The following is a 16,033-nucleotide window of genomic DNA, read 5'->3' as shown; positions in this document are numbered from 1 at the left end:
TCGTATATAACCGTCCTGTTACTAATGCGCCGTTTCAGAAGCCTTTTGATTCGTAAGAGTCGATACTCTCGTGCAACGCACGGAGCAACCCCCGGGCGCTACCAGCGTGGCAACAAAGACGATCGCCGCGTAAGCAAATAGGGACGGAGCAATCATGCAGAACAAGGTCCAGAACGTCACAGAAACCGCCACAAGCCACGGCATGTCCAGGCGCCAGTTCGTCAACCTCTGTGGACTCGGGATCGCCGGCATGGGCGCCGTCGGCCTGCTCGCGGGCTGTGGCGGAGGTTCCAAGTCCGGATCTGATTCCTCCGGATCCGCATCGAGCGCGTCCTCAAAGGGCACGAAGGAGTACATCCTCGTCAAGAAGGGCACCCTCATCGGCGTGTCGGACATGTCCTATCCCCCGCTCGAGTCCATCCCCGACGGTGGCACCAAGCCGGAGGGCTTCGAGATCGACATGATGGACGCCATCGCCAAGAAGCTCGGCCTCACCATGGAGTGGCTGCCCGCCACCAAGTTCGACACCATCATCCCCCTCATCAAGCAGGGCGGAAAGGCCGACGTCGGCGTCTCCGCGTTCACCATCACGGACGAGCGCAAGAAGGAGATCGACTTCACCAAGCCGTACCTCAACTCCAACCAGGGCATCGTCAACCGCAAGGCGGACGGCAAGGTGAGCGAGGACGCGCTCAACTCCAAGGACAAGCAGGTCGCGGTCCAGTCCGGCACCACCGGCGAGTCGTGGGTGAAGGAGAACCTCCCCAAGGCCACCTGCGTACCCCTGGACGATGCCATCCAGGCCATGACCGGCGTCCAGTCCGGCCTGTACAACGCCGCGGTGCTCGACCTTCCCGTCGCGTCGTACCTGTGCACCAAGTCCTACACCGACCTCCAGGTCGATCTCCAGATCGCCACGGGCGAGCAGTATGGCATCGTTGTCAGCAAGCAGAACGTCAAGCTGCGCAAGGACCTCGACGCCGCCATCAAGGCGCTCAAGGACGACGGCACCATGTCCACGCTCCAGAAGAAGTGGTTCGGCACCACGCTGTAGCCACCCCCCAACGCATCGAGCTCTTAGCCGCTCCCAGGCGCGCACGCCGCGCCAAGGACCGTCTTACCTGCAGAAAGGAAATGAGCATGAAGTTCAACACCATGTCTCGTCGCGACTTCGTCCAGCTCTGCGGCCTCGGCGCCGCGGGCATCGCCCTCTCCGGCTCGCTTGCAGCCTGCGGCTCCGGCTCGGCCGGCTCGGCCTCGTCCGCGAAGTCCGGCTCCGGCTACACCCTCGTCAAGTCCGGCAAGCTCACCATGATCTCCAACTTCTACTTCCCGCCCTTCGTCTCCATGAACGAGAAGACCGGCGACTTCGAGGGCTTCGACGTGGACGTCTACAAGGCGGTTTGCAAGAAGCTCAAGCTCAAGCCGCGGATTCTTCCCTCCGTCCAGTTCGACACCATCGTCCCCACCATCAAGCAGGGCGGCAAGGCCGACGTCTCCATCGGCGCCATCACCATCACGGACGACCGCAAGAAGGAGATCGACTTCTCCACCCCGTACCTGGATTCCAACCAGTCCATCGTCGTGAAGAAGGGCTCCGCGGCCACCACGCAGGACCAGCTCAACGCCAAGGGCATGCAGATCGCGGTCCAGTCCGGCACCACCGGCGAGTCCTGGGCGCAAGAGAACCTGCCTAAGGCCACCGTCGTACCCCTGGACGATATCATCCAGGCCATGACCGGCGTCCAGACGGGCCTTTACAACGCGTGCGTCGCCGACCTCCCCGTCACCAGCTACGAGATCAAGCAGGCCTACAGCGACCTCCAGATTCCCGAGGGCGGCGAGATCCCGACCGGCGAGCAGTACGGCATCGTCGTCAGCAAGAAGAACCCCGGCCTCACCAAGGCCATCAACAAGGCTCTGAAGGAGCTCAAGAGCGACGGCACCATGGACTCGCTCCAGAAGAAGTGGTTCGGCACTACGATCTAGAGCCAGCCCGACCATCCTGTCAAGCCATCTACCTGCGCGGATGCAACACTGTCACTCGCTCGACCGCGATTCGTTCCATGTGTTAGGCTATTGAATCCGTGACACCAACGCACCATAACGCAGCCGAGAAGAACGCACCCTCCCACTCCAACGCACTCCGTGCAAGAAGGGGCGCCGCATCCACTGGATGCGGCGCCCCTCTCGTTGCGTCTCGCAGCCCGCGCACGCGCGCCATTGCCATTTCGACATCCTATGCGGACGGCCATGCCAACGCAAGCTGTCTTGGTCGCCGTCCCCATACGTCTCGTGCTACTTCTGGACGGTCAGGTGGATGGCGAACCCCGCGATCTCCTCCTGGAAGTACACCAGGAACGTCTTGCCGTCCTTCAGCACGCGCGAGGACTCGTTGATCTTGAAGCCGCGTGCCTCAAACCACTTCTCCGCCGCGGCGATGTCATCCACGTGGAATCCGATGTGGCCCTTCGCCCCACGGCCGCGTCCAGGCCTCATGACCTCGATGTAGTCGCTCGCAAAAAGGGATGCCGGCGCGATCTCCATGCGCGCGAGCCCCATCAGGCGTTCGAAGTCGCCCACGATCTTTTCGACGTCCTCGTCGGTCTCTGCGTTGATGCCCACGTGTGCAAGATACATGCCAAACAGCTCGCGCGGGTCCTCGCTCTTGCTCTGGTCTGCCATCTTCAGCTCCCCTTTTCAGTCGCTCGCATTCCCAACCCTTACAACCAGTCAGACTCTCGTCTGCAGAGCATGGAAGGGCTCTTCGCCCATTGTATGCAAACAGTGCGGCCTTACCCTGGGCTCCGTCTCTTGTTACCTACAAGATATATGCCAAGGGGTGCGACGAGCCAGCAGGCTCGTCGCACCCCCCGCAACATGGGGTATGGAAGAAAAGAACATGCCTTCTTGACAATTGCTATTGGGTTCGTGTCATTGGGACGGCGCATAGGGACGCTCGTTCCCGCATGGGGGGACGTTCGCTCCCGAGGGACGTCGTCCTTCCTGCGCGGCGGCGTTCGCTCTGCGCCGGAGACTTGCGCGGCGGGGCTACAGGACAGAGGCCACCACGCCCGCGAGCGGCACGAGGGCGATGGGCAGGAACGCCGCCGGCAGGATGTTTGCGACCTTGATGTTGGTGACTCCCATGAGGTTTGTGCCGACGGCAAGCAGCAGCACGGAGCCGGTGACGCCCATCTGCAGGATGACGGCATGGCTCAGGAGCGGGCCCACGAGGCTTGCGAGCACGCTCAGGACGCCCTCGTACACCACGAGGCTCACGCCGCAGAACGGCACGCCTATGCCCATGGTGGCCGCGAGCGGCAGACACACCACAAGGTCGATCACGCCCTTCGCGATGAGGGTGGATGGGTCCAGCTGGATGCCGGCGGATATGGACCCCAGTATCGCCATGGCGCCGGTGCAGCAGAACAGGGTGGACGCGACGAAGCCCTCGCTGAAGCTGCCCAGACGCTCGCTGCCGCCAAACAGCCTGTCCAGCCTGGCCTGGGCCCAGTCGCCCAGGCGGCGCACCCACCCGTCCAGGTCGATGGCGTAGCCCACGACCGAGCCCAGGGCCACGGCCATGGTGACCACCGCGATTGAGCCGCCCTTTGCGACCATGCCCTGCACGGCCACGAGCACCACGCACAGGCCCTGGCCCTTAAGGAGGAAGTCGCCCAGGTCGTCCGAAACGTGACGCTTGAACAGCAGGCCGAGCACACCGCCCACGAAAGCCTCGAGGCCGTTCATGAGCGCACCAAAAAGTACCACGTTCTTCTCCCCCAGTTGCGCAGGGCGGATTTCCTGCGAAAACGACATGTAGCTGTGAATGGTACACCAAGCGCGGCCGCAAGGCGCCTTTTGCGGCGCTACCTCCCCAGCAGGTCCACCAGGTCCTCCTTGCGCAGGCTCGAGAGCGACGTGCCGCCGCCCTCGCCCACCACCTGGTTGGCGAGCTCGCTCTTGGCCTCCTGCAGCGCCAGGATCCTGTCCTCCACGGTGTCGCGGGCGATGACCTTGTACACCGTGACCTCGCGCGTCTGGCCAATGCGGTGGGCGCGGTCCGTGGCCTGGTTCTGCGCGGCGGCGTTCCACCACGGGTCCGCGTGCACCACCACGGAGGCGCCCGTGAGGTTGAGGCCGGTGCCGCCAGCCTTGAGCGAAATCAGGAACACGGGCGTGTCGTCCTGGTTGAACGAATCCACCAGCTGCAGGCGGCGCTTCTTGGGCGTGGCGCCCGTGAGCATGTAGTGGGCGACGCCGTGCGCGTCCAGCCGCTGCGCAATGAGGTCCAGGTAGCTCGTGAACTGCGAGAACACCAGGACCTTGGCCTGGGCGTCCACCACGCGCTCCACGAGCGAGAAGATCGTGTCGAGCTTGGCCGAGGGGCCGTCGTAGTCCTCGTACACCAGGCGGGGGTCGCAGCACAGCTGGCGCAGGCGCATGAGCTCCGCGAGCACCTGCAGCTTGCCGCGGGTGAATTCCTGGTCGGTCTGGGACGTGAGCGAGAGGCGCAGCGCCTGCTCGTGCGCGTTGTACAGCTGACGCTGCTCGCCCTCGAGCTGCGCGTACACCACCTGCTCCAGCTTGTCGGGCAGGTCGCTCAGCACGTCGCGCTTCAGGCGGCGCAGCACGAACGGGCCTATGGCCGCGCGCAGCCTGTTGGCGCAGTCCGCGTCGCCCGCAAGGATGGGGTCCTCGTACCTCTCGCGAAAGCGGTCGTAGCCGCCCAGGAGCCCCGGCATGAGGTAGTCGAATATGCTCCAGAGCTCGGACAGGCGGTTCTCGATGGGCGTGCCCGTGAGCGCGAAGCGGTGCCGCGCCGTGACGGCCTTCACCGCGCGGGCAGAGAGCGTTTCGTGGTTCTTTATGTACTGCGCCTCGTCCAGGACCTCGCACCAGAACTCCGTGGGGGCGTAGCCCTCTATGTCGCGGCGCAGCAGGTCGTAGCTGGTTATGAGCACCTCGTGGCCGCGCTCGCGGCGGATGCGGGCGCGCTCCGGCGCCGTGCCCACCACGGGCGCCACGTCCATCTGGGGCGCGAACTTCTGGAACTCCGCCACCCAGTTGTAGACCAGGGAGGACGGGCACACCACGAGGCTCGTGCCCCTGCCGCGGTTTGCCAGCAGGAAGGATATCATCTGCACGGACTTGCCCAGGCCCATCTCGTCCGCGAGGATGCCGCCAAAGCCCATGGCCGCAAGCGCGCTGAGCCACTGGAAGCCGGCGCGCTGGTACGGGCGCAGCTGGCCCGCGATCGCGGCGGGCGGCTCGAAGCGCTTGGGGTCCACGGAGCGAAATCCGTCCACGTACGCGCGGAACGACTCGTCCTTCTGCTCGTCCGTCATGATGTTGTCGAGCAGGAACGCCTTGTAGCTGGGAATGCTCACCTCGCCGGCCGCAAGGTCGCGCGCGGTCAGGCCAAGCTCCTCCGCGAGGGCGGCCGCCTGCGAAAGGTCCGCTCCGGCAAGGTCCACGAACGATCCGTCGCGCAGCCGGTGGAAGCGCTGGTGGCGGCGGTAGCTGGCAAGCAGGCCAAACAGCTCGTCCAGCGGCAGGTCGTCCGCGGAGACCCTCAGGTTGATGAGGTTCGACCGCACGGAGAGCCCCACCTGCACCCTTGGCGCCTCGCGGCGCAGCATCCGGTCGAACGCGTCCGTCACGTGGACGGTGCCCGCCTCGCGAAGGCGGGCCATGCCGTCCAAAAGCAGCCTCGCGATGGCAGGGGTGTCCTTCTCGCCTATGGTCGCCACCGTGCCGCCCGCGGCCGGCAGCCTGAAGTACTGCTGCACCAGCTGGCGCGCCCGGGCCTCCCCCGCGGCGTCGCGCGCGTAATCCGGCACGGCGTCGGGGTCGCGCGTGAGCACGGAGAGCCGGCGGGCGCCGTAGCTGGCCTCCGCGCGGCACGTCACGCCCGCGCGCGCGTGGTCCAGGTAGAAGTCCAGCGTGAGGGGCTGCGGCATCTGGTCCAGCACCTCCTGCGGCGCGTCCACGCGCATGGCCTCGCCCACGCGGGGCAGCACCGCGGCCGCAAAGCGCGGCACGTCGCGCTCGCCCAGAAGCACCCGGGGCGCGTGGCTCGAATACACGCTCGTAAGGAACGGCGCCACGTCCAGCAGCCGCTTGGAGCAGCGGAAGAGCGCGTCGCGCGTCAGCGCGTACAGGTGGCCAGGCGTCGTGAAGAACTCCGCCTCGCCCTCGCGCTCCAGGTCGAACGCGCCATAGCGCGCCTCCTTAAGCCGCAGGCCCACCTGGGGGTCGCCGTCCGCGACGGTCACGTCGCGCGCCGGCTGCTGCACGCCCTCCGTCGCCACCTCGACCTCGATCGTACGGCCAACGTGCAGCGCTATGAGCTCGTCCAGCTCCGGAGGCGAGAGCCGCAGCTCACGGCCGATGGGCGTCTGCAGCCCCGGCATGCCATACACGCGCGGCGACACGCGCGAAGACGCGAACGAGCGCCTGTTCTGCACGGCGCGCACCAGAAGCTCCGCCACGGGGCGCGACTGTGCGTCGAACATGTCGAGCGAGTGCACGAACGCGAGCTTCTTGCCATACTCGTGAAACGCGCCCGCCATGATGTCCTGCGCAAGCTCGCCCACGTCGCGCACCACATACGAGCCGCGCGGCCCCGCTATCCTCAGGCGCAGGTACCAGTCGTACTCGTGCTCGAGCGTCACCTTGAGGCCCACGGTCCCGGGCGCCGCGTCCGCCGCGGAGGCCACGCGCACCGGGGCCGGCGCGCACGCGCGGTCCAGGTAGTCGCCCAGCACGCGCGAGGTGCCCGTCTGGCCCTGCGGGCTGTGGCCCTTGTACGCGCCCGCGTTGCGGTTGAAGTCCAGCGCCAGCGCGATGCTGTGCTTGCACGGCCCCGGATAGCGCCGCGCCGCCGGACAGGTGCAGTGGTAGTCCACCACCTCGTCCGCGGCCTCGTCAATGGTGATGCCACAGCGGTAGTGGTCCTCGTAGCCGCTCGAGCTGTCGACGCACGCCTCGATGCTGATGCGCGAGCCGCTGTAGCTGCAGGAGCGGTTCCATATGCGGTCGCTGCGCTGCGCTATGATGCGCCCGCGCCCCAGCACCGCCGGCCTGCAGACCTTGGACAGCGACTTCTCGGATATCAAGCGACGACCTCCTGCCCCTCTTTCCTGCGCGACGCCACGCCTGCGCCACATGGCGACCCCGCGGGCGAGAAGAACGTGTTCCCGTTGTTGGTGCCATATCGTAGGCCATTCGTTCCCGCAATTGCGAAAACTGGCGCCTCGCGTATCTTTTTAGCGTAGCGCGTTTCGGGCGCGGCGGAGGCGTGTTTCTCCAACGGCCCCGTCAGCCGCGCGCCTTCGCGCGGACGAGCGGTCCCAGCCCAAACTGGCTCACGGTGATCGCCACGAAGATGAGGACGAAGCCCGCCATCAGAGGGGGCGTGACCTTCTCGCCGTAGAACACGATGGAGAACAGCACCGCGAACACGCTCTCGAGCGAGAGCAAGAGCGCGGCCTGCGCCGGCGGCACGTGGCGCTGTCCAACGTTCTGCAGCAGCAGCGCCGTCACCGTGGAGCCCAGCACCACGTAGGCCATGCACCCCCAGAACCGCGGCGTCAGCGCGGCGAAGTTGGGCACGGGCTCTGCCACCAGCGCCACGGCGGTGCACAGCACGGCCGAAAGCGCAAACATCACCGTCGTGATGACCATGGCGTCGTGCGCGCGCCCAAAGCGGCCCACGGCCACGATGTTGAGCGCGAAGAACAGGGACGAAACGAGCGTGACCACGTCACCAAACCCCAGGCCAAAGCCGCGCTCGCCGGAAAGCGCCAGAAACCCCACGCCCGTAAGGCACAAGAGCGCCGCGACCACGCTGTTTGCGCCGGGCCGCCTGCGCAGGAACGCCCAGTTAAGAAACGGCACCATCACGCAGTACGTCGCCGTAAGAAACGCGTTCCTGCCGGGCGTGGTGCCCGAAAGGCCCACGTTCTGGATGATGAACGCGACGGCCTCCGGAAGGCCGATCGCCACGCCCGCCAGCACGTGGCTCGCGTCCAGGTAGCGCGCGAGGCGGCGGTGGAAGATGGCAACCATCACCAGCGTCGCCAGGCAGAAGCGCACCGCGATGATCCAGATGGGGGTCATGGCGTCCAGCGTGTCCTTCAGGACCACGAACGCGCCTCCCCAGATGACGGCCGCAAGCAGCAGCCCCAGCTCGAACGCCCACGCCGGCGGCTCGCGGCGCGCGCCCGCGGCACCCGTTCCCGCGCCCGCGCCCGCGCGCAACGCTTCCCTCGACACTACAGCCTCCCCCTTCTGGCCTCGGCCCTCAGCTCGTCCGCCTGCCGGCGGTCGGGCGCAAACTGGCTCACCAGGACCGCCCAGAAGATGAGGGCGAACCCCGCAAGCAGGGAGGGCGTGATCTTCTCGCCGTAGAACGCGACGGAGAACACCGCCGCGAACACGCTCTCGAACGAGAGCAGGAGCGCCACCTGGGACGACGGCAGGTGCCGCTGCGCGACGTTCTGCACGAGCAGCCCCACGACGGTGGTCGCAATGGTTATGTACGCCAGCTCTGCGGCGAACTCCGCCGTGAACGCGGATGCCGCGGGCGCCGGCTCAAGCGCGACCGCCCACCCCAGGCACACGAGCGAGCACGTCGCAAGCATGACGAACGTCAGGCACACGGCGTCGTGCGCGCGGCCCAGGCGCCCTACGGCCACCATGTTGCTCGCGTACATCAGCGCGGAGAGGAGCGTGAGCCAGTCGCCCGCGCCCAGGCTCAGGCTCTGCCGCCCCGTGAGCGACAGCAGCCCCACCCCGGTCAGGCACATGAGCGCCGCTACCACGTTGTTTGCGCCCGGCCGACGGCGCTCGACCGCCCACGCCAGAAACGGCACCATCACGCAGTACGTGGCCGTGAGGAACGCGTTGCGCCCGGGCGAGGTCTGCGTGAGTCCCAGGTTCTGCAGCAGAAACCCCAGCGCCTCCGGCAGGCCCACCACCACGCCGGCCAGCACGTGGCTCAAATCGATGGTCCGCGCGATGCGCCGCCAGAACGCCACGCCCAGCACAAGGGCCGCCAGCCCAAAGCGCATGGCAAGCAGCCACGACGTGGCCACGGCCTCCATCGCGTCCTTGATGACCACGTACGACGCGCCGTACGCCACGGTGGTCAGCACCACGGCCACGGCGTACGCCCAGCTTGGTATGTTCCGGGGAGTGTTCATCCCACCGATTATATGGCATGGGCGGCGGCGCCCCGGGCGAGAAGGACGTGCCACGCGGGGTCGCGGCACACGGGCGCGCGACGGCCCTCGGACACGCACAATCCCGCATACAGCCCGACGCCGCCTGGCGTGGGGCCTACTTCGGAAGCCCGGCCACGACCTCGCGCATGTCCCGCTCGAACGCCGCGAGCGCGGGAATGTAGCGCTCCAGGATGTCGCGCGCGGCGACCGCGGACACGCTCGGATTGTCCAGAGTGGCAACATGTATCTGTGGAAGCTCGCTCCTGAGCCGCAGCATGGAAAGCCAGCTCTTCTCGTCCGTAATCAGCCCGTTGTAGAGCGCCTTGGAAAGGAGCTCGCGCGTGGTCCCCTCCGGGAAGTCGTCGACGCCCCAACCGTCCGCCAAGACGCACCGCATGGTCGCGCACGCGGAGTCGAACGCGCGCGAGAACTGGTCCAGCAGCCCGCAGAGCACGTAGTCGTCGGCGAAGACCGGCTTCTGATACGCCAACGCGAGGGATGCGTTTAGCCTGACAAGCCGACCCAGCCCGATTTCGTAGCCCATCGTCATCCGCAGCCTCCATGCCCACGATGAGCACCCAAACCAAGGGCGCCGCACTTCTCGTGCGTGCGAATGATTATAGGTGCCGCGCGTGCTTGCGCCCTCCCCCGCCCGGTACGACAGCCATCAATCGCGACACCAAATGACCACGCTTCCGCGTCAAGTCCCGCCCCTAACGATATTTCTACCGAACTTGAATGTATTGTGGCGACAAACACACGCCGTGGCATAAAATGGGTCTGACCGGCCGCATGGGCCAGTCACACACCGGACAGTGGCGCGCGGGACAAGGCCCGACGCGCTTGATGTGGTGGAGAGGAGAACCATGCAGTATTCCGCAGAAGTGGAGCGTATGTGCACTGTCGCCAAGGGCGCATACCACGGTCCTGCGCCCATTCCCGAGGAGGGCAAGTGGGTCCAGGCCAAGGAGATCTCTGACATCTCTGGCTACACGCACGGTGTAGGCTGGTGCGCACCCCAGCAGGGCGCCTGCAAGCTCAGCCTCAACGTCAAGCAGGGTGTCATTGAGGAGTGCCTGATCGAGACGATCGGCTGCTCCGGCATGACGCACTCCGCGGCAATGGCAGCCGAGATTCTTCCCGGCAAGACCATCCTCGAGGCGCTGAACACCGACCTCGTCTGCGACGCCATCAACGTCGCCATGCGCGAGCTCTTCCTGCAGATCGTCTACGGCCGCACCCAGACCGCGTTCTCCGAGGACGGCCTGCCCGTCGGCACCGGCCTCGACGACCTTGGCAAGGGCCTCCGCTCCATGGTGGGCACCACCTACGGCACCAAGGCCAAGGGTGCCCGCTACCTCGAGCTGACCCAGGGCTACATCACCAAGATGGCCCTCAACAAGGACGACGAGATCATCGGCTTCGAGTTCCTTAACCTCGGCAAGTTCACCGACGCCATCAAGGCCGGCACCGATCCCAAGGAGGCCGTCGAGGGCGCCATGGGCCGCTACGGCCAGTGGGACAACCCCGCCAAGGTCATCGATCCTCGCGAAGAGTAGGAAGGGAGCTGAATACACATGGCAATCACGTTCGAAGGCTACGAGCGCCGCATCGACAAGATCAACAAGACCTGCGCAGAGTACGGCATTGCTGACCTTGAGGAAGCTCGCAAGATCTGCACCGACCTCGGCTTCGATCCCTACCAGATCACCGAGGGCATTCAGTCCATCGCGTTCGAGAACGCAAAGTGGGCATACGTCCTTGGCTGCGCCATCGCCGTCAAGAAGGGTGTAAAGACCGCGTCCGAGGCCGCCGCCGCCATCGGCATCGGCCTGCAGGCGTTCTGCGTCCCCGGCTCCGTCGCCGAGGAGCGCAAGGTCGGCCTGGGCCACGGCAACCTGGGCGCCATGCTGCTTGGCGAGGACACCGAGTGCTTCGCGTTCCTGGCCGGCCACGAGTCCTTCGCGGCCGCCGAGGGCGCCATCGGCATCGCCAACAACGCCAACAAGGCCCGCAAGAAGCCGCTGCGCGTCATCCTGAACGGCCTTGGCAAGGACGCCGCCCAGATCATCGCCCGCATCAACGGCTTCACCTACGTCCAGACCAAGTTCGACTACTACACCAGCGAGCTTGAGATCGTGCGCGAGGTCCCCTACTCCGAGGGCCCGCGTGCCGCCGTCAAGTGCTACGGCGCCGACGACGTCCGCGAGGGCGTTGCCATCATGTGGCACGAGAACGTCGACATCTCGATCACCGGCAACTCCACCAACCCCACGCGCTTCCAGCACCCCGTCGCGGGCACCTACTTCAAGGAGCGCGTCCTGGCCGGCAAGAAGTACTTCTCCGTCGCCTCTGGTGGCGGCACCGGCCGCACGCTGCACCCGGACAACATGGCCGCCGGCCCTGCCTCCTACGGCATGACCGACACCATGGGCCGCATGCACTCCAGCGCCCAGTTCGCCGGCTCCAGCTCCGTGCCTGCGCACGTTGACATGATGGGCCTCATCGGCATGGGCAACAACCCCATGGTCGGCTGCACCGTCGCGTGCGCCGTCGCCGTCGAGGAAGCCCTCACCAAGTAGGACCTTTCCCCGCAAAGGCAGCACGGGACCCGTCACCTCGGTGGCGGGTCCCGTTTTTGCGCGCACGCACGCGCGCCGCGGGCGAGAAGGACGGCGCCCGTCGCCCCGGCACGCTCGGCGTGACGCCGGCACGGGCTTCCGACGCTGGGGGCGCCTGACCTACAACGACCCCGCAAGGCTCACGATTGCCTGGACGGTCGCCTCCACCTGCTCCCCGCCAGATATCGTGGCCTTACGGTCACCGTCCTGCCTGCCGTAGCTGCCAAACCCCGCGTGGTTTCCGCCCCTGATCCGCACCTCGCGGTAGTCGCTCGGCAGGTTTGCAAGGCAGCTGTTGTATCTGTCGCGGTTGAGAACGCCATCGCGCGTTCCAGTAACAAGCAGGACGCTAAGCCCGCTTTTGGAAATGTCGCCGGAAGAGTATGCCGCAAGCAGCACAAGCCCCCGGTACTCGCTCGCGTGGCTCCCGGCATAGCTTGCGGCCATCGCACCTCCCAGGGAGTGGCCGCCCATCATCCACGGCACGTTCAGGGGGTCGCACCCCGCCACCCTCAGTGCATCCTCAAGCTCGCCCCGGCTGCGGTCCGCCGCGTTCGGTGCAAGCACCGCAAGGTTCTCGGGCATCCGGGTGAGCGCGCACGCAATGCCGCGCTCCGCAAGGCGCCGCAACAGGGGCGCGTACGCGGTCACCTCCACCTTGCCGCCGGGATAGAACACGAGCGCGGCGCTTACGCGGCCCGCATCGCTCGGCACAAACAGCACGTCACCGCTGTCGAGCCGCTTTACCCGCACGTCGGAAGAGGTCTCAAGCGCCTCCCGCGCAGTCGCCGTCGCATGGCTGTAGCTTCCGGCGTAGATGTGGATTCCCAGGTAAAGGACGAGCAAGACCGCCACAAGCGCCACGACCATCCCCAGCAGCACCCTGCGCACGCGATGGCGCTTCCCATGGCCCTGTCCTCCTCCGCCAAGAGGGGCGTTCTGCTCCCCGCGTCTTCCCATGCAAGCTCCCTTCAAAACGCACTCGGATTGTCTCAGGCTAGCACGGCCGCGTCGCGGCAGCGCGCGGGCGAGAAAAACTTTTATGCCCCGTGGCAGGCGTCGCGGGAAGCGCCGCTAACGTTCCCGTCATAAAAAAGGGCGCCCCGTGGGAGCGCCCTTGCGGAAGTCCTATGTTGCCCGTGTTGACCTCGTGTTGCCCGAAGGCGGTGTCGCGCCAGGCCCTAGAACATGCCCAGGAAGCCGTGGACGAAGAGCGCGGCGAGCGCCGCGCCCACAAACGGGGCGATGCCCGGCACGATCAGGCCGTACTTCCAGTTGTTGTCGCACTTGCCCTTGATGGGAAGCAGCTGGTAGGCAAGGCGGGGACCAAGGTCGCGCGCCTGGTTCATGGCGAATCCGGTGATGCCGCCCATGCCCATGCCCACGGCCCACACGATGATTCCGACGGAGATGGCAAGCAGCAGGACGTTGTCGCCGGCGCGGCTGGCGGTGGCGAGGATGGCGGAGATGAAGACGAAGGTGCAGGTGGCCTCGCAGAAGAAGTCACGCGGGAGGTTCTGGACGATGGGGTTGGTGCTGAAGATGTTGCGCTTTGCGACGGCGGTGACCTCGGGGTCGCCCTCGGACGCCCTGAAGTCGTCCGCGTACATGAGCCACGCCACGACCGCGCCAAAGAACGCGCCCAGCATGTCCGCCACGACGTACGGCACGAAGCTGGACCACGGCACCAGGCCGATCATGCACTGCGCAAGCACCATGGCCGGGTTCATGCAGACGGCGCCGCCAAAGATGAAGAGCGCGACAGAGATGCCGAACGACCACGTGGTGATTGCGAACATGTGGCCGGAGCCGTGGTACTTGGTGCCCTTGAGCACGGTGTCACAGTGAACCCCGACACCGAACACGATCATGAGGGCAGTGGCCCCAAACTCCGCCAGAACGTTGTACGGCATTGCTTCTCCTTACGCCATGGGCTTTGCCACCTGCGATCGGCTGCACCCCGCGAGCAGGCGACGTCTACGGACAATATTTTACCGCTCACCAAATACGCAACCTCTTTAAGAGTTATGAAGATAGCCAATCCCGCGAATAAACACAGCGCGATTGGGAATGCCCTCGGAATCGCGTCAAGTTGCCGCCAAATGGCTCGCGTGCCATAAAATTCCAACACTTATTGGGTACTCTGTCTAAAAACACAGGCGAGAAGGACGGCCGCCAAGGGCCGCAGCCTGCACGTGCGCCCCGTGACGGCGGCGCGGTAAGGAGCCCGTTTGAACGACTACATCCTAAGCTGCTGCTCCACGGTCGACGTGACCGAGGACTTTCTGCGCAGCCGCGACATCGAGTACGTGTACTTCAACTACAACATCGACGGCGAGGCCTGCCACGACGACTTTGGCCGCACCAACTCCCCCGCCACGCTGTACGCGCGCATGCTCGCCGGCGCGGACGTGGTGACGTCCCAGGTGTCCGTGGGCGAGTACCAGGAGTTCTGGCGGCCGTTCCTCGAGGCCGGCAAAGACGTGCTGCACGTAACGCTGTCCTCCGGCATATCCGGCACGTACAACTCCGCATGCACCGCGCGAGACCTGCTGAAGGACGAGTACCCCAACCAGAAGATCGTGGTGGTGGACTCGTTGTGCGCCTCCTCCGGCTACGGCATGCTCATGGACAGGCTCGCCGACCTCAGGCGCGAGGGCATGGGCCTGGAGGAGCTTGCGGCCTGGGCCAGGCAGCACCGCCAGGAGGTTCAGCACTGGTTCTTCTCGTCAGACCTGACGTTCTTCGTGCGCGGCGGGCGCATCAGCAAGGTCGCGGGCGTCGCGGGCGGGCTGCTGCGCATCTGCCCCGTGATGGACGTGGCGCCGGACGGGAGCCTTGCCGTAATCGAGAAGATCCGCACGAAGGCGAAGGCCGAGAGGCGCGTGGTCGACATCATGCGCGCGACCGCCTTTGGGGGCGAGGGCTACACGGGCCGCGCCTTTCTGTGCAACTCCGAGTGCGCGGACGACGCACGTGACGTCGCCACGATGGTTGAGCAGGCGTTTCCGCAGATGGACGGCCGCGTGCAGATGTTCGACATCGGTGCCACCATCGGCTGCCACACGGGACCGGGCACCGTGGCGCTGTTCTTCTGGGGCGATACCGCCGGCAGGAAGTCGGCCGCAAGGTAGCGTCGCGGCCGGAAGTTCCGGTGCGCCTAGCAGTCCTGGTTGAAGAACCACTGGTACAGGTCGAGCTCGCCCGGCTTGCTCAGGCTGGTCTCGAACGTGACGGAGCCGGGCTCGTCCTCCGGCTTCAGGAGGTCCGCCTTCGCGAGCAGGCTCCTCAGGCGGCGGGCCGTGCCCTCGGCGCCGTCGAAGAACGGGACGTCGCCCACCACGGAGCGAATCTGCCGCCGCACGAACGGGTAGTGCGTGCAGCCCAGAACGACGCTGTCCACCGTGCCGCGGTACTGCCCCACCAGACGCTCCAGCAGCTCCGTGAGGTCCGGCGCGTCCAGGTTGCCCTGCTCGATGCGGGCGGCAAGGCCGGGGCACGGCGCGGGGATGACGGTGGAGTCAGACCCCCACTCCTGCGCGAGCTTGTGGAACTTGTCGAGCTTGAGGGTGATGGGCGTCGCCATGACCAGGATGCGGTCGTGCCTTGGAGCAAGCGTCGCCGGCTTGAGCGCGGGTTCCACGCCCACGATGGGAAGGTCCGGGTAGTCGCCGCGCAGGCGGGTGGCCGCGACGCTCGTCGCGGTGTTGCACGCGATCACGATGGCCTTTGCGCCGCCGTCCAGCAGGCGCTCCACGTTTGCGCGCGAGAGCCTCAGCACCTCGTCCGTGCTCTTCTCGCCATACGGCGCGTTTGCCGAGTCGCCAAAGAACACGAAGTCCTCGTGCGGCAGCGCGGCGACCATGCTGCGCAGGACGCTGATGCCGCCGACGCCGGAGTCGAAGACGCCGACACAACCCTCTTTGCCCAAAACGTGCCTCCATCCCGGCGCCGCGGGTGCGGCGCTTTGCCCGTGCGCCCGCGCGGGCGCAGGTAGATAGTCTACCGCACCGATGTCGAACTTGTATGTGCCGCCGGGCGCGCCGGCCCCTTTGGGCGGCGGGCGGCGCCGTCATTTGTGGCGGCTCGGTGGGCGGGGGCGCGCCGTCGGCCTTGCCCGCATGGCGCGCGTGCCTTTTGGGTAACCTTGTGCCATCCGCACAAAGGCGAAAGACAGGA

The 16,033-nt window shown here is 66.4% G+C and carries 14 protein-coding genes; 5 read left to right on the top strand and 9 right to left on the bottom strand.

The window, feature by feature from the left end; all coding sequences use genetic code 11:
• Positions 1 to 154: 154 nt before the first annotated feature.
• Both HF885_RS07100 and HF885_RS07095 read left to right on the top strand, forming a co-directional pair.
• Positions 155 to 1,054: an ABC transporter substrate-binding protein gene (locus HF885_RS07100; protein ID WP_235927355.1), complete on the top strand. Its 900-nt coding sequence runs from the start codon at positions 155 to 157 to the stop codon at positions 1,052 to 1,054.
• 86 nt (positions 1,055 to 1,140) lie between these two features.
• Complete coding sequence (locus HF885_RS07095) at positions 1,141 to 1,989, top strand: ABC transporter substrate-binding protein (RefSeq protein WP_235927354.1); 849 nt, start codon at positions 1,141 to 1,143, stop codon at positions 1,987 to 1,989.
• 309 nt (positions 1,990 to 2,298) lie between these two features.
• On the opposite strand, the gene HF885_RS07090 is transcribed toward HF885_RS07095, so the two are convergent.
• The 6 genes from HF885_RS07090 to HF885_RS07065 form a co-directional block, all read right to left on the bottom strand.
• On the bottom strand, positions 2,299 to 2,685 hold the full coding sequence (locus HF885_RS07090; RefSeq protein ID WP_170104247.1) for a VOC family protein: 387 nt from the start codon (positions 2,683 to 2,685) through the stop codon (positions 2,299 to 2,301).
• A 366-nt stretch (positions 2,686 to 3,051) separates the two neighbouring features.
• Complete coding sequence (locus HF885_RS07085; protein ID WP_170104246.1) at positions 3,052 to 3,774, bottom strand: DUF554 domain-containing protein; 723 nt, start codon at positions 3,772 to 3,774, stop codon at positions 3,052 to 3,054.
• 98 nt (positions 3,775 to 3,872) lie between these two features.
• The gene (locus HF885_RS07080; protein WP_170104245.1) at positions 3,873 to 7,124 is read right to left on the bottom strand and encodes a DEAD/DEAH box helicase; all 3,252 of its coding nucleotides are present in this window, start codon (positions 7,122 to 7,124) and stop codon (positions 3,873 to 3,875) included.
• Between the two features lie 202 nt (positions 7,125 to 7,326).
• A complete protein-coding gene (locus HF885_RS07075) occupies positions 7,327 to 8,283 on the bottom strand; it encodes a DMT family transporter (protein WP_170104244.1) in 957 nt (318 codons plus the stop codon).
• The gene (locus HF885_RS07070) at positions 8,283 to 9,212 is read right to left on the bottom strand and encodes a DMT family transporter (RefSeq protein WP_170104243.1); all 930 of its coding nucleotides are present in this window, start codon (positions 9,210 to 9,212) and stop codon (positions 8,283 to 8,285) included. The genes HF885_RS07075 and HF885_RS07070 overlap by 1 nt, the downstream gene beginning before the upstream one ends.
• Positions 9,213 to 9,348: 136 nt before the next feature.
• A complete protein-coding gene (locus HF885_RS07065; protein ID WP_206109840.1) occupies positions 9,349 to 9,777 on the bottom strand; it encodes a hypothetical protein in 429 nt (142 codons plus the stop codon).
• 322 nt (positions 9,778 to 10,099) lie between these two features.
• Here HF885_RS07065 and HF885_RS07060 point away from each other — a divergent pair, with 322 nt between their 5' ends.
• Together HF885_RS07060 and HF885_RS07055 are read left to right on the top strand one after the other, a co-directional pair.
• Positions 10,100 to 10,792: an iron-sulfur cluster assembly scaffold protein gene (locus HF885_RS07060; protein WP_170104241.1), complete on the top strand. Its 693-nt coding sequence runs from the start codon at positions 10,100 to 10,102 to the stop codon at positions 10,790 to 10,792.
• Positions 10,793 to 10,810: 18 nt separating this feature from the next.
• A complete protein-coding gene (locus tag HF885_RS07055) occupies positions 10,811 to 11,815 on the top strand; it encodes a GGGtGRT protein (protein WP_170104240.1) in 1,005 nt (334 codons plus the stop codon).
• Positions 11,816 to 11,974: 159 nt separating this feature from the next.
• Here HF885_RS07055 and HF885_RS07050 read toward each other — a convergent pair whose 3' ends face one another.
• Together HF885_RS07050 and larD are read right to left on the bottom strand one after the other, a co-directional pair.
• The gene (locus HF885_RS07050) at positions 11,975 to 12,814 is read right to left on the bottom strand and encodes an alpha/beta hydrolase (protein WP_170104239.1); all 840 of its coding nucleotides are present in this window, start codon (positions 12,812 to 12,814) and stop codon (positions 11,975 to 11,977) included.
• A 221-nt stretch (positions 12,815 to 13,035) separates the two neighbouring features.
• Positions 13,036 to 13,767, bottom strand: coding sequence for a D/L-lactic acid transporter LarD (larD, locus tag HF885_RS07045; protein WP_170104238.1), 732 nt, complete (start codon positions 13,765 to 13,767; stop codon positions 13,036 to 13,038).
• A gap of 318 nt (positions 13,768 to 14,085) precedes the next feature.
• On the opposite strand from larD, the gene HF885_RS07040 reads away from it, so the two are divergent.
• Positions 14,086 to 14,988 (top strand): DegV family protein, encoded by a 903-nt coding sequence (locus HF885_RS07040; protein ID WP_170104237.1) that lies wholly within the window; start codon positions 14,086 to 14,088, stop codon positions 14,986 to 14,988.
• Between the two features lie 26 nt (positions 14,989 to 15,014).
• On the opposite strand, the gene murI is transcribed toward HF885_RS07040, so the two are convergent.
• A complete protein-coding gene (murI, locus tag HF885_RS07035; RefSeq protein WP_206109839.1) occupies positions 15,015 to 15,785 on the bottom strand; it encodes a glutamate racemase in 771 nt (256 codons plus the stop codon).
• Positions 15,786 to 16,033 lie beyond the last annotated feature (248 nt).

It is taken from the genome of Parafannyhessea umbonata, assembly GCF_012844235.1.
Lineage (GTDB): Bacteria > Actinomycetota > Coriobacteriia > Coriobacteriales > Atopobiaceae > Parafannyhessea.
This window is presented reverse-complemented; position numbering and strand designations above follow the sequence as displayed.

Coding starts and splice junctions, on each gene's coding strand:
- HF885_RS07100 (WP_235927355.1), top strand. CDS start 155: ATGCAGAACAAGGTCCAGAACGTCACAGAAACCGCCACAAGCCACGGC.
- HF885_RS07095 (WP_235927354.1), top strand. CDS start 1,141: ATGAAGTTCAACACCATGTCTCGTCGCGACTTCGTCCAGCTCTGCGGC.
- HF885_RS07090 (WP_170104247.1), bottom strand. CDS start 2,685: ATGGCAGACCAGAGCAAGAGCGAGGACCCGCGCGAGCTGTTTGGCATG.
- HF885_RS07070 (WP_170104243.1), bottom strand. CDS start 9,212: ATGAACACTCCCCGGAACATACCAAGCTGGGCGTACGCCGTGGCCGTG.
- HF885_RS07065 (WP_206109840.1), bottom strand. CDS start 9,777: ATGGGCTACGAAATCGGGCTGGGTCGGCTTGTCAGGCTAAACGCATCC.
- HF885_RS07060 (WP_170104241.1), top strand. CDS start 10,100: ATGCAGTATTCCGCAGAAGTGGAGCGTATGTGCACTGTCGCCAAGGGC.
- HF885_RS07055 (WP_170104240.1), top strand. CDS start 10,811: ATGGCAATCACGTTCGAAGGCTACGAGCGCCGCATCGACAAGATCAAC.
- HF885_RS07050 (WP_170104239.1), bottom strand. CDS start 12,814: ATGGGAAGACGCGGGGAGCAGAACGCCCCTCTTGGCGGAGGAGGACAG.
- larD (WP_170104238.1), bottom strand. CDS start 13,767: ATGCCGTACAACGTTCTGGCGGAGTTTGGGGCCACTGCCCTCATGATC.